This window comes from Stenotrophomonas sp. 109824_Sma (genome assembly GCF_056480025.1).
This window is the reverse complement of the sequence record NZ_CM151078.1, coordinates 1,468,428-1,481,071: the sequence shown is the minus strand read 5'-3', so window position 1 is coordinate 1,481,071 and position 12,644 is coordinate 1,468,428. Positions and strand designations below refer to the sequence as shown.

Here is a 12,644-nt window from a genome sequence, read left to right as displayed (position 1 = left end):
GACCCGAAGGCGCCGGATCAGCAATGAGGCACGACATGCGGATGGACATCGCCGACCTGCGCCTGTTCCTGGCCATCGCCGAAGCGGGCAGCATCACCGCCGGCGCGGCGCAGGCAAACCTGGCATTGGGTTCAGCCAGTGAGCGCCTGCGCACGATCGAAGCCGATGCCGGTACCCCGCTGTTGAACCGGCACCCACGCGGCGTCAGCCTGACCGAAGCCGGCGCCGCCCTCGCCCACCATGCACGGCTGATCCTGCAGCAGCAGGCACAGCTGCGTGGCGAACTGCAGGCGTTCGCGCATGGCGCGCGCGGCACCCTGCACCTGTATGCCAACACCGCCGCGCTGACCAACTACCTGCCCGCGCGGCTCGCACCGTGGCTGGCCGAACGCCCGCGCCTGCATGTCGAACTGATCGAGCGCACCAGCCCCGAAGTCGTACGCGCGATCAGTGCCGGCCAGGCCGAGGCCGGCATCATCAGCGACGCGGTCGACGCGGCCGGCCTGCAGCAGCACGTGGTCGCCGAAGACCCGCTGGTGATGCTGCTGCCGGCCGATCACCGCCTCGCCTCGCGGCGCAGCGTGACCTTCGCCGAGGTTGCCGGCGAGACCTTCGTTGCCCTGGCCGATGGCAACGCACTGCAGAACTACATCGAGGACCAGGCGCGCGACATCGGGCGCCGCCTGGATGTGCGCATCCGCATGAAGACCTTCGAAGGCGTGTGCATCATGGTCGGCCACCACATCGGCGTCGGCATCGTGCCGCGGACCATTGCACGCCAGCATCGGCGCAGCACGCACACCGTCGCCGTACCGCTCGCCGATGCGTGGGCACAACGGCGCCTGTGCGCCTGCTTTGCCGAGTGGACGCGACTGTCGCCGGCAATGCGCAGCCTGCTGCATCACCTCGGCGTGCAGCCGCAGAAAAAAGTGTGAAATGTTGTTGACACATCTTCTGCCGCTCCCCATAATTCATCTCCTGAGTCGCCCAGGTGGCGGAATTGGTAGACGCACTAGTTTCAGGTACTAGCGGGTAAAACCGTGGAGGTTCGAGTCCTCTCCTGGGCACCACGACTCAAGATGATCAAACCCGCGAAAGCGGGTTTTTTCGTTTCCGGGGTCCGCCATGTCAACGCGATGGCGACGCTCATCCACGCATGGCGTGGATCTACCGAATTGCACAACGCTCCAAACAAAAACCCCGCCTTCCGGCGGGGTTTTGTTTTTCATCAACAACAATCGGTCAGTGCCCGCCACCGGCGGCCGCACCTGCACCTGCGCCGAACGGCGGCTTGGCCAGCCACAGGAACGCGATGATCGCCAGGAAGATCCAGCCCAGCAGGAAGAAGATGTCGTTGAAGCCCATCTGCGACGCCTGGTGGTTGATCATGTTGTTCAGTACCGCTGCGCCGTGTTGCAGGTCGCCCTGCCCCATCGCCGTGACCTGGTCCTGCATGCCCGGCTGATAGGCCGAGATGTGCTCGGTCAGGTCGGCATGGTGCACCTGGGTGCGCCGCGCCCACAGCCACGTCGTCAGCGACGCCGCGAAACTGCCGCCCAGCGTTCGCAGGAACGTGGCCAGGCCGGAGCCCGCCGCAATCTCGCGACCATCCAGGTCCGACAGCAGGATCTGCAGCACCGGCATGAAGAACAGCGCGACGCCGATGCCCATGATCAGCTGTACGCCAGCCACGTGCATGTAGTCCACCTGCAGGTTGAAGTTCGAACGCAGGAAGCTGGTCATCGACAGCACGATGAAGGCGACCGTGGCCAGCATGCGCATGTCGAAGCGCGATGCATACTTGCCCACGAACGGCGTCATGATCACCGGCAGGATGCCGATCGGCGCGGTCGCCAGGCCTGCCCAGATCGCGGTGTAGCCCATGTCACGCTGCAACCACTGCGGAATCAGCAGGGCCACGCTGAAGAACGCGGCGTAAGCCACCACCATCGCCAGCGTGCCGGCGCGGAAGTTGCGATGACGGAACAGCTTCAGGTCGACGATCGGATCCTTGTCGGTCAGCTCCCAGATCAGGAACACCGTCAGCGTCACCACCGCCACGCAGGCCAGCACCACGATCTTCATCGACGAGAACCAGTCCTCGTCGTTGCCCAGATCGAGCACCAGCTGCAGCGCACCGACGCCGATCACCAGGGTGATCAGGCCGACGTAGTCCATCTTCGGCTTCTCGATCTGCTCCGGGCGCCCCTTCAACTGGTTGCCCACCACCAGCGCGGCGAAGATGCCCAGTGGCACATTGATCAGGAAGATCCATTCCCAGCTGTAGTTGTCGGTGATCCAGCCACCGAGGATAGGACCGCAGATGGGCGCCACCACCGTGATCATCGCCAGCAGCGCCAAGGCCTGTCCGCGTTTCTCGCGCGGATAGATCGAGACCAGCAACGACTGCGTGATCGGGTACATCGGGCCGGCCACGAAACCCTGCAGCGCACGCGACAGCACCAGCATGCCCATGCTCTGCGCCAGGCCGCACAGCAGCGAGGTGATGACGAAGGCCAGCGTGGCCCAGACGAACAGCTTGCGTTCGCCGAAGCGGCGGCTGAGCCAGCCGGTCAGCGGCAGCGCGATGGCCGTGCTGACCGCGAACGAGGTGATGACCCAGGTCGCCTGCTGCGAACTGGCGCCGAGGTTACCGGCGATGGTCGGCAGCGAGACGTTGGCGATGGTGGTGTCGAGCACCTGCATGAACGACGCCATCGCCAGGCCCACGGTGCACAGGGCGACGCTGGGTGGCAGGAACCCGGAGGCCGCACCCGGCGCCGCCGGTGCGCCCGGAGCGCCGGGCGCGGCTGGAGCTTGTGCGGACATGGCGACCTCAGCCCACCTTCGCCTGCTGCGGCAGGTTGCCCTGGATGATCGTGTGGATCACCTCGTCGGCATCATGCAGCTGCTTGGCATACACGTCGGTGTCGAACACCGTGCCCTTGGCCGGGGTGCTCGGCAGCACTTCGCCCTTCTGGTCGCGCAGGCTCACTTCGGCCTTCATCGACAGGCCGATGCGCAGCGGGTGTTCGGCCAGCTGCTTGGCATCGATGGCGATGCGCACCGGCACGCGCTGCACGATCTTGATCCAGTTGCCGCTGGCGTTCTGCGCCGGCAGCAGCGAGAACGCCGAGCCGGTGCCCAGGCCCAGGCTCTGGATGCGGCCCTTGTACTTCACGTCACCGGCGTACAGGTCCGACTTCAGCTCCACTTCCTGGCCCAGGCGCATGTGGCGCAGCTGGGTTTCCTTGAAGTTGGCCTCGACCCACATCTGCTCGGTCGGCACCACGGCCATCAGGGCATTGCCCGGCTGCACGCGCTGGCCCACCTGCACCGAACGACGGGCCACGTAGCCGGTGACCGGCGCGACGATGCCGGCGCGGGCGTTGTTGAGGAAGGCCTGGCGCAGCTGCGCGGCGGCCGCCTGCACGTCCGGCTGGGTGGCGATCACGGTGTCGTCGACCAGCGCGCGGTTACGCTCGACGGTCTCGCGCGAACCGGCCACGGCCGCTTCGGCCGCAGCCAGCTCGTCGCGGGCGTGGGCCAGTTCTTCGTTGGAGATGGCGCCGGTGGCGGCCAGGTCCTTGCGGCGAGCAAAGTCGTCGCGCACGCGCTTCAGGGTCACCTGGCGGGCGTTCAAGTCCGCCTGCGCGCCTTCCACGCTGCGGTACAGGCCACGGGTCTGGCGCACGGTCTTGGCCAGGTTGGCTTCGGCCTGCTGCAGCGCCACCGACGTGTCGGACGGGTCCAGCTGCACCAGCAGCTGGCCGCGCTCCACGCGCATGCCGTCATCGGCATTGATGGCGACCACGGTACCGGCCACCAGCGGGGTGATCTGCACCTGGTTGCCCTGCACGTAGGCATCGTCGGTCTCTTCGAACCAACGGCCGAACATGAAGTACCACAGCGCCAGTGCGGCAAGCAGCAGCACGACGATCACGAACAGGCCGCGCAGCAGGTTGCCGCGGCGGTTGGGGGCGGCCGGGGCCGCGGTGTCTTGGGTCTGGCTCATGGCGGGCGTCTTCAGGAATGCGAGGAATCGGAATGGGAGGCGATCGGTGCGCGGTCGGCGTCAGCGGGCTGGAAACCACCGCCCAGCGCCTTGCTCAGGCGCACCGAGGTCTGCACCTGCTGCGACTGCAGGCCGGCCAGCTGCTGCTGCGATTGCAGCAGGGTGGACTGCGCGGTCAGCACGTCCAGATAGCTGCCGATGCCGGCGCGGTAGCGCTGCTGGGCCAGGTCGAAGGCCGAGCGTGCGGTGTCCACGGCCTGCTGCTGCGCGTGCGCCTGCTGTGCCAGCGAGCGCACCGCGTTGACCTGGTCGGCGACGTCGCGCAGTGCATCGAGCACGGCCTGGTTGTAGTTGGCCACCGCCAGGTCGTACTGCGCGTCGGTGTTGGCCAGGTTGGCGCGCAGCTTGCCGCCTTCGAAGATCGGCAGGCTCAACGCCGGGCCGATGTAGGCGAAGGTGGAGCTGCTCTTCAGCAGGTCACCCACGTTCGGGGCAACCACGCCGGCCAGCGCGGTCAGGTTGAAGCTCGGGTAGAACCTGGTCTTGGCAACCTTGATCTGCTTGTCGGCCGCTTCCACGCGCCAGCGCGCAGCCACGATGTCGGGGCGACGGCCCAGCAGTTCGCTGGGCAGCACGCCCGGCAGCTGCAATGCCATCGGGTTCAACGGCTGCGGGCGCTGGATCGACAGGCCACGATCCGGACCCTTGCCGACCAGTGCGGCCAGCGCGGTGCGGGCGGCATCGATGCGCTGCTGCGCGGCCAGTACCTGCTGCTGCGCGGCCGGCACGCGGGCCTCGGCCTGGCGCACCTGCAGATCGCTGTCGATGCCGGCGCTGCGGCGTTGGCGGGTCAGCTGCAGCGACTTCTGCGAGCGGGTCAGTTCTTCCTCGGCCACGTCGTTGAGCTGCCACGCGTAAGCCAGATCGGCATAGGCCTGGGCAATGCCGGTGGACAGGTTCAGGCGTGCGGCCTGGGCTTCGACGGTGGCGGCATGCGCGCCATCCACGGCGGCTTCCCAGGCGGCGCGCTTGCCGCCCCACAGGTCCACGCCGTAGCTGAAATCGAAGGCGACCTGGCTGCTGCCGCCATAGCGGCCGCCCATCTCGCTGCCGACCATCGACTCGGGCAGGCGCAGGCCGGTGTAGCCACCGGACACCGACAGGCTGGGCAGCTCATCGGCACGCGCGGTGCCAACCTGGGCCTGGGCCTGGCGCAGGCGCGCATCGGCGGCGTCCAGGCTCGGGTGACCGGCCAGGCCCTCGGCAACCAGCGCGTCCAGCTGCGCATCGCCCAGTGCCTTCCACCAGTCCTGCGCCGGGAAGCCGGCGGCGCTCAGGTCGGTGTCGGCCAGCGTGCGTTCGCTGTGCAGGCTGTCCACATCAAGCACGTGGCCCTGCGGATTGAGGCCACGGCTGCTGGCGCAGGCGGCCAGGGCCAGGGCCAGCGCTGACACCAGCAGCGCGCGCCCGGACCGGCGGAGAGTGGAATGCGGGATCGGGTTCATGGGGTCGTCAGTGAATCGCGGATTCGGGTAAGGAGGGACAGCAGCAGCGTGCGCTCATCGGCGGAAAGATCGCGCAGGGCGTAATCCATCACCGCGTCGCCGCGCAGCTTCAGCCGCGCCCACAACGCGCGGCCTTCATCGGTCAGTACGATCTGCAGTGCCCGCCGGTCCTGCGCATGCGGCTCGCGGCGGACGCAGCCCAGCGCCTCCAGCTTGTCCAGCAGCCGGGTCACCGCGCTGGGCACCTGGTCGATGGCCTGGGCCAGTTCGTTGGCGGTGCACGGCGCCATGCTGGATAGCACCTTCAACCCGATGTAGTGGGTGAAGCCGATGCCCAGATCTTCTTCAGCCATGGACGCGTCGAGTTGGCGGACCAGGCCGTCGCGCACCTGGCGCAGCAGCAGGCCGAAGCTGGGGGGAGTGGTTGCAGGACAGATCATGGGGGAGCATTCTCTTCCAAAAAAAATATTTCTCAATGGAAATATTCGATCTGGCATCGAATGCTGTGTTGCAGCAGCGGGCTCGATCAGTGAAGGCGCCTACCTTAATGATCTGGTCAGGTGGCCCGGTAGTACAATCCAGCCAATGGATGACACATTTCAGCCAGTGGACATGATGAACAAGGCAGAAATTCAGGTTCCCAAGCGCCTGCTCAGGGATGACGCACTGGACTGGTTCGAGCGCAATGACGGCCCGCCGGTCATCGCCTTCCGCTTCGACAGCCAGCAGGGCCTGGCCCGTGAGGTGGACTGGCACCACCACCAGCGTGCCCAGCTGATCTGCGTCGAACGCGGCCTGCTGACCACCCGCACCTCGCATGGCACCTGGTCGCTGGCGCCGGGCTCGGCCGGCTGGATGCCGCCGCTGGAACCGCACACGGTCACCCTCGACGGCCCGCTGCGCGGCTGGGGCATGGCGTTGGCCGCACCGGCCTGCGCCACCCTGCCCGCCGACCCCTGCGTGCTGGGCCTGTCCAAGCTGGCGCAGGCGCTGGCCGACCGCGTCTGCGAATGGCCGCTGGGCTATGACACCACGCCCGAGCGCCAGCACATCATCGACGTGCTGCTGGACGAGATCCGAAGCGCGCCGCGGCAGCGCATGCACCTGCCGATGCCCCACGACCGGCGCCTGCTGAAGATCGCCTCGCAGTTGCTGGCCGACCCCTCCGACGAGCGCAGCCTGGCCGAATGGGCGCATTGGGCCGGCCTGTCACCGCGCAGCCTGACCCGTCACTTCCGCGACGAGACCACGCTCAGCTTCGCCCAGTGGCGGCAGCAGGCCCGCCTGTCCGAGGCGCTGCGCCAGCTGACCGACGGCCGCAGCGTGGCCGACATCGCCCACGCGCTGGGCTTCAGCAGCGCCAGCGCCTTCGTCACCGTGTTCCGCCGCCACTTCGGGCTGCCGCCCGGGCGCTACCTGGCACGGGCCGGGCACGGCCTGGAAACCGGGCTGGACCCTGCACGTGGCTTGGCATCCCCGGCCGCATCCGGATAATCACAGGATTGCGAGCGGCGACCGCCGTCGCCGCCTCCCGACAACAGGTAACAACGCCGCATGACCGAACTTGCCCGCCCCGTGTTCCACGGATTCGAACAACTGCCGCTGCGCGAGTACGCCGAACGCGCCTACCTCGACTACTCGATGTATGTGGTCCTGGACCGCGCCCTGCCGTTCATCGGCGACGGCCTGAAGCCGGTGCAGCGCCGCATCATCTATTCGATGAGCGAGCTGGGCCTGAACGCCGCGTCCAAGCCGAAGAAGTCCGCGCGCACCGTCGGTGACGTCATCGGTAAGTACCATCCGCACGGCGACAGCGCGTGCTACGAGGCGCTGGTGCTGATGGCCCAGCCGTTCTCGTACCGCTACCCGCTGATCGAGGGCCAGGGCAACTTCGGCTCCAGCGACGACCCGAAGTCGTTCGCGGCGATGCGTTACACCGAATCCAAGCTGACCCCGATCGCCGAAGTGCTGCTGGGCGAACTGGGCCAGGGCACCACCGACTGGGCACCGAACTTCGACGGCACCCTGCAGGAGCCGACCTGGATGCCGGCGCGGCTGCCGCACCTGCTGCTGAACGGCACCACCGGCATCGCCGTGGGCATGGCCACCGACGTGCCGCCGCACAATCTCAACGAGATCGTCAGCGCGCTGCTGCACCTGCTGGACAACCCCGATGCCAGCGTGCGCGACCTGTGCGAGCACGTGCAGGGCCCGGACTACCCGTCCAGCGCCGAGATCATCACCTCGGCCAACGACCTGCGGAACATCTACGAGACCGGCAACGGCAGCGTGCGCGCACGTGCGACCTTCACCAAGGAAGCGCACAACATCGTGGTCACCGCGCTGCCGTTCCAGGTGTCGCCGTCGAAGGTGATCGAGCAGATCGCCGCGCAGATGCGCGCCAAGAAGCTGCCGTGGCTGGAGGACATCCGCGATGAGTCCGACCACGCCAACCCGGTGCGCGTGGTGCTGGTGCCGCGTTCCAACCGCGTCGACGCCGACCAGCTGATGGGCCACCTGTTCGCGACCACGGACATGGAGCGCAGCTACCGCGTCAACCTCAACGTGATCGGGCTGGACGGCCGTCCGCAGGTGAAGAACCTGAAGATGCTGCTCAGCGAATGGCTGACCTTCCGCAGCAACACGGTCACCCGCCGCCTGCAGCACCGCCTGCAGAAGGTCGAGCGCCGCCTGCATCTGTTGGAAGGCCTGCTGGTCGCCTTCCTCAACCTGGACGAGGTGATCCACATCATCCGTACCGAGGACGAACCGAAGGCGGCGCTGATCGCGCGCTTCGGCCTGTCCGACGACCAGGCCGAGTACATCCTGGAAACCAAGCTGAAGCAGCTGGCCCGCCTGGAAGAGATGAAGATCCGTGGCGAGCAGGACGAGCTGGCCAAGGAGCGCGAAAAGATCCTCGGCATCCTCGACAGCAAGGCCAAGCTGAAGAAGCTGATCCGCGACGAACTGACCGCCGACGCCAAGAAGTTCGGCGACGCCCGCCGCTCGCCGCTGGTGCAGCGCCAGGCGGCACAGGCCATCGACGAGACCGAGCTGGTGCCGAGCGAGCCGATGACCGTGGTGCTGTCGGAGAAGGGCTGGATCCGTGCGGCCAAGGGCCACGACGTCGATGCGTCCGCCCTGTCCTACCGCGACGGCGACGCCCTGCAGGGCGCGGTACGTGCGCGCAGCACGCAGCAGGTGGCGTTCCTCGACAGCGAGGGCCGCGCCTACTCGACGCCGGTGCATACCCTGCCTTCCGCGCGTGGCAACGGTGAACCGCTGACCGGCCGCTTCTCGCCGGCACCGGGCACCAGCTTCGTGACTCTGGCCAGCGCCGAGCCGGACACCCGCTTCGTGCTGGCCTCCACCCACGGCTACGGCTTCGTCACCCGCTTCGAGAACCTGATCGGCCGCAACAAGGCCGGCAAGGCGATGCTGAACCTGTCGGCCGGTTCATCGGTGCTGACCCCGTCGGTGGTCGCCAACGTCGCCACCGATCGCATCGTGGCGGTGACCAGCTCCGGCAACCTGCTGGCGATCGCCGCCAACGACCTGCCGGAACTGGACAAGGGCAAGGGCAACAAGATCATCGAGATCCCGAAGGCCAAGCTCGCCACCGAACGCGTGGTCGCCGTGGTTGCAATCAGCCCCGGCCAGACCCTGCAGGTACGCAGTGGCCAGCGCACCATGGGCCTGAAGTTCAACGAACTGGAAGCGTACCTCGGCGCCCGCGCCACCCGCGGCCACCTGCTGCCGCGCGGCTGGCAGAAGGTGGAAGGGTTGTCGGTGGAGTGAGGGGTGCGGGGTCGGATCCCTTTCCAGGGGAAAGGGCTCTGACCCCGGGAATCCGCTCCTGGTAGGTGTCAACCTTGGTTGACGCACCTTGCCGGAGATCAGACACGAAAAAGCCGGGGCATTCCCCGGCTTTTTCGTTGTCGGCTGGCGGGCGGTAGAGCAGCTGGCGGGCGAAGGCTGGCTGGCGGTGCTCTGGTGCTGGCTGGCGACAGAACGCTGTGCTTTTTCTGGTAGAGCCGACCGCTGGTCGGCTGCTTTTTGCAGAGCAGCCGACCAGCGGTCGGCTCTACCGGGTGGTCACCGGGCATGGCCCGGCGCCACCTGCGGCTCAGTGCGCCGGAGCGCCGTTGCCGTCGATCTTGCTCAGCTGGTACAGCTCCAGGCCGATGCGCTTGATCAGGCCCAGCTGCTGCTCCAGCCACCAGGCGTGGTCTTCCTCGGTGTCCTTCAGCTGTGCAAGCAGGATGTCGCGGCTCACGTAGTCACCCTTCTCCTCGCACAGCTTCATGCCGGCGGCGAGATTGTTCCGAACGGCGTATTCAGTATCGAGATCCTTCTGCAGCATCTCCTCCACGGTCTTGCCCGGCTCGGTGGCATGCGGGCGCATGTCCGGGTCGCCGCCCAGGAACAGGATCCGGCGCAGCAGCGCATCGGCGTGCTGGGTTTCCTCTTCCATCTCGTGGTTCAGGCGTTCATACAGCGCGAACAGGCCCTGGTCCTCGTAGCGGCGGGAATGGATGAAGTACTGGTCGCGGGCAGCAAGCTCGCCGCGCAGCAGTTCCTTCAGGCAGGCGATGACGTCCGGGTTGCCTTTCATGGGGGGGCTCCTGTGAATCGATGTGACATAGGGTGCCGCATTTCAAAATACGGTGATCTAATCGGAATCAGTCGCAGTTGCGCCTGCGGCTACAATCAGCCCACGAGTTCGGAAAGGACGTGCGATGCGACGTACATGGCGTTGGGTGCTGGGCGTGTTGATCGCCATCATGCTGGTCACCGCCCTGGTGCTGTGGCTGCTGCTGCGCGGCAGCCTGGCCGACCTGGATGGCGAGCATGCGCTGCCGGGCCTGGCCAAACCGGTCACCATCGAGCGCGATGCGCTGGGCGTGGTCACCATTACCGCCAGCAGCCAGGCCGACGCGATGCGTGCGCTCGGCCGCGTGCATGCGCAGGAACGTTTTTTCGAGATGGACCTGATGCGCCGCAGTGCCGCTGGCGAGCTGTCGGCGCTGTTCGGGCCGAAGGCCATCGATGCTGACAAGCGGATGCGCGTGCATCGGCTGCGCGCGCGCACCGAGGCGAACATGCAGGCTGCGCTGGGCGACAACATCGAAGCCGTGAGCGCCTATATCGGTGGGGTCAATGAGGGCTTGGCCGATCTCTCCGTGCGCCCGTGGGCCTACCTGCTGCTGCGGCAGTCACCGCAACCGTGGCAGGCCAGCGACAGCGTACTGACCGGGCTGGCCATGTACGCCGACCTGCAGGACCCGGACAACCAGACCGAGCTTGCGCTCAGCCGCATCCGCGCGGTGGTGCCGCCGGCGCTGTACGCACTGATCGCCCACGACGGCACCGAATGGGATGCACCGCTGTTCGGCGAACCCACCGGCAACGCCGCCCTGCCCGATGCCAGCCAGCTGGACCTGCGCACGTTGAAGGGAAAAACGGGCACCGAGCAGGAAGAGGCCGACGTCATCGGCAGCAACAACTTCGCGGTGGCCGGTGCACTTACCGCCGACGGCCGCGCGATCGTCGCCGACGACATGCACCTGGGCCTGCGTGCACCCGGCCTGTGGTTCCGCGTGCGCCTGCGCTACCCCGACCCGCAGGCCGCCGGCGGCCAGGTCGATGTCACCGGCTTCTCGCTGCCCGGCCTGCCGGCAGTGATCGTCGGCAGCAACGGGCACGTCGCCTGGGGCTTCACCAACAGCTACATCGACACGGCGGACTACCGCGCGGAACCGGCCAACGCCGCGGTGACCGTGCACGAAGAACGCATCGCCGTGGCCGGCCAGGCCGACGTGCTGTTCCCGGTACGCGAAACCGCCTGGGGGCCGATCCTGCATACCCATGCCGATGGCAGTGGCGATGCGCTGCGCTGGGTCGCACACCTGCCCGGCGCCGTGCGCCTGGACTTCGCTGATCTGGCCCGCGCCGGTGACCTGGACGGTGCACTGCACTTCGCCGACCGTGCCGGCATCCCCGCGCAGAACCTGGTGGTCGGTGATCGCAGCGGGCGCATCGCCTGGCGCCTGATCGGCGCCCGCCCGGACCGTGGCCCTGGCTGTGCACCGGCCGGCTTCAATGCCGCCAGCAACAAGGACTGCGCGCCGTGGCCGATCCGCAGCGATGCCTCGCCGGCATTGATCGATCCCCCCAACCATCGCCTGTGGACCGCCAATGGACGCGTCCTCGACGGCGAGGCACTGGCCAGCGTCGGCAACGGCGGCTATGACCTCGGTGCCCGGGCGCGGCAGATCCGCGACCTGCTGGCGATCCAGGAGCGCTTCGACGAGCACGACCTGCTGGCTATCCAGCTCGACGACCGCGCCGTGTTCCTGCAGCGCTGGTGGGCTCTGCTGCACGACGTCATCGAACGCAGTGACGACCCTGCGCTGAAGCGTTTGAAGGAGGTCAGCCATCAATGGGGCGGGCGCGCCTCGGCCAGTTCAGTGAGCTACCGGGTGGTGCGTGAATTCCGCACCCAGGTGATGGAGACCCTATCCGATGCACTGCTTGCCCCGGCCAACGCGCAGCTGGGCGATGCCTATCTGGATCCGCGCCTGGCACAGCTGGAAGGCGTGGCCTGGCCGATGCTGCAGCAGCGTCCGGCCAACCTGCTGCCACCGGCCTTCGACAGCTGGGATGCGCTGCTGATCGACGCCGCGCGCCGTACCGAGCGTGAGCTGGCCAAGCAGGGGCCGTTGGCCAAGCGCAGCTGGGGCGAACGCAATACCGCGGCGATCTGCCATCCCATCGCGCGGGCACTGCCGGACATCGCCAAGCGCTGGCTGTGCATGCCGGCCGACCGCCTGCCCGGCGACCGGGACATGCCGCGCGTGCAGACGCCGAACTTCGGCGCCTCCGAGCGCATGGTGGTCTCGCCCGGCCACGAGGCCGACGGCATCGTGCACATGCCCGGCGGCCAGAGCGGCCACCCGCTGTCACCGTACTGGGGCGCCGGCCACGAGGACTGGGTGCATGGGCGCCCGACGCCGTTCCTGCCCGGCAAGGCGCAGCACACGATGACGCTGGTGCCGGCCCGTTGACGGACGGGGTCAGATCCCTTTTCCAGAGGAAAAGGGATCTGACCCCACCTCCACACC

At 67.6% G+C, this 12,644-nt stretch carries 9 protein-coding genes and 1 tRNA gene; 5 read left to right on the top strand and 5 right to left on the bottom strand.

All coding sequences use genetic code 11. The annotated features are described in order from the left end of the window. Positions 1–35: 35 nt before the first annotated feature. Positions 36–935 carry a LysR family transcriptional regulator gene (locus ACZK1G_RS06830; RefSeq protein WP_101765198.1) on the top strand — a complete coding sequence of 300 codons (900 nt, stop codon included), beginning with the start codon at positions 36–38 and terminating at the stop codon, positions 933–935. A 50-nt stretch (positions 936–985) separates the two neighbouring features. Continuing rightward, positions 986–1,070 (top strand) — tRNA-Leu (locus ACZK1G_RS06825). Between the two features lie 172 nt (positions 1,071–1,242). Here the strand turns inward: ACZK1G_RS06825 and emrB are convergent. From emrB to emrR, 4 genes are read right to left on the bottom strand one after another with little or no spacing between them, the layout of a single operon-like run. Continuing rightward, on the bottom strand, positions 1,243–2,829 hold the full coding sequence (emrB, locus tag ACZK1G_RS06820) for a multidrug efflux MFS transporter permease subunit EmrB (protein ID WP_014036530.1): 1,587 nt from the start codon (positions 2,827–2,829) through the stop codon (positions 1,243–1,245). Positions 2,830–2,836: 7 nt separating this feature from the next. Then, positions 2,837–4,015: a multidrug efflux MFS transporter periplasmic adaptor subunit EmrA gene (gene emrA, locus ACZK1G_RS06815; RefSeq protein ID WP_014036529.1), complete on the bottom strand. Its 1,179-nt coding sequence runs from the start codon at positions 4,013–4,015 to the stop codon at positions 2,837–2,839. A gap of 11 nt (positions 4,016–4,026) precedes the next feature. Further along, complete coding sequence (gene emrC / locus ACZK1G_RS06810) at positions 4,027–5,520, bottom strand: multidrug efflux transporter outer membrane subunit EmrC (protein WP_101765197.1); 1,494 nt, start codon at positions 5,518–5,520, stop codon at positions 4,027–4,029. Further along, on the bottom strand, positions 5,517–5,960 hold the full coding sequence (emrR, locus tag ACZK1G_RS06805) for a multidrug efflux system transcriptional regulator EmrR (protein WP_014036527.1): 444 nt from the start codon (positions 5,958–5,960) through the stop codon (positions 5,517–5,519). Before emrR ends, emrC begins: the two co-directional genes overlap by 4 nt. A 172-nt stretch (positions 5,961–6,132) precedes the next feature. Here emrR and ACZK1G_RS06800 point away from each other — a divergent pair, with 172 nt between their 5' ends. Continuing rightward, positions 6,133–7,014: a helix-turn-helix domain-containing protein gene (locus ACZK1G_RS06800; protein WP_042358602.1), complete on the top strand. Its 882-nt coding sequence runs from the start codon at positions 6,133–6,135 to the stop codon at positions 7,012–7,014. A 60-nt stretch (positions 7,015–7,074) separates the two neighbouring features. Next, complete coding sequence (parC, locus tag ACZK1G_RS06795; protein WP_049446214.1) at positions 7,075–9,318, top strand: DNA topoisomerase IV subunit A; 2,244 nt, start codon at positions 7,075–7,077, stop codon at positions 9,316–9,318. Between the two features lie 328 nt (positions 9,319–9,646). Here parC and bfr read toward each other — a convergent pair whose 3' ends face one another. Next, a complete protein-coding gene (bfr, locus tag ACZK1G_RS06790; protein WP_005408763.1) occupies positions 9,647–10,135 on the bottom strand; it encodes a bacterioferritin in 489 nt (162 codons plus the stop codon). Between the two features lie 124 nt (positions 10,136–10,259). Here bfr and ACZK1G_RS06785 point away from each other — a divergent pair, with 124 nt between their 5' ends. Continuing rightward, a complete protein-coding gene (locus ACZK1G_RS06785) occupies positions 10,260–12,587 on the top strand; it encodes a penicillin acylase family protein (RefSeq protein WP_101765196.1) in 2,328 nt (775 codons plus the stop codon). The last annotated feature ends 57 nt before the right edge of the window (positions 12,588–12,644 follow it).

Bases quoted from the DNA above. Each gene is read 5' to 3' on its own strand.
- ACZK1G_RS06830 (WP_101765198.1), top strand. From the start codon at position 36: ATGCGGATGGACATCGCCGACCTGCGCCTGTTCCTGGCCATCGCCGAA.
- emrB (WP_014036530.1), bottom strand. From the start codon at position 2,829: ATGTCCGCACAAGCTCCAGCCGCGCCCGGCGCTCCGGGCGCACCGGCG.
- emrA (WP_014036529.1), bottom strand. From the start codon at position 4,015: ATGAGCCAGACCCAAGACACCGCGGCCCCGGCCGCCCCCAACCGCCGC.
- emrC (WP_101765197.1), bottom strand. From the start codon at position 5,520: ATGAACCCGATCCCGCATTCCACTCTCCGCCGGTCCGGGCGCGCGCTG.
- emrR (WP_014036527.1), bottom strand. From the start codon at position 5,960: ATGATCTGTCCTGCAACCACTCCCCCCAGCTTCGGCCTGCTGCTGCGC.
- ACZK1G_RS06800 (WP_042358602.1), top strand. From the start codon at position 6,133: ATGATGAACAAGGCAGAAATTCAGGTTCCCAAGCGCCTGCTCAGGGAT.
- parC (WP_049446214.1), top strand. From the start codon at position 7,075: ATGACCGAACTTGCCCGCCCCGTGTTCCACGGATTCGAACAACTGCCG.
- bfr (WP_005408763.1), bottom strand. From the start codon at position 10,135: ATGAAAGGCAACCCGGACGTCATCGCCTGCCTGAAGGAACTGCTGCGC.
- ACZK1G_RS06785 (WP_101765196.1), top strand. From the start codon at position 10,260: ATGCGACGTACATGGCGTTGGGTGCTGGGCGTGTTGATCGCCATCATG.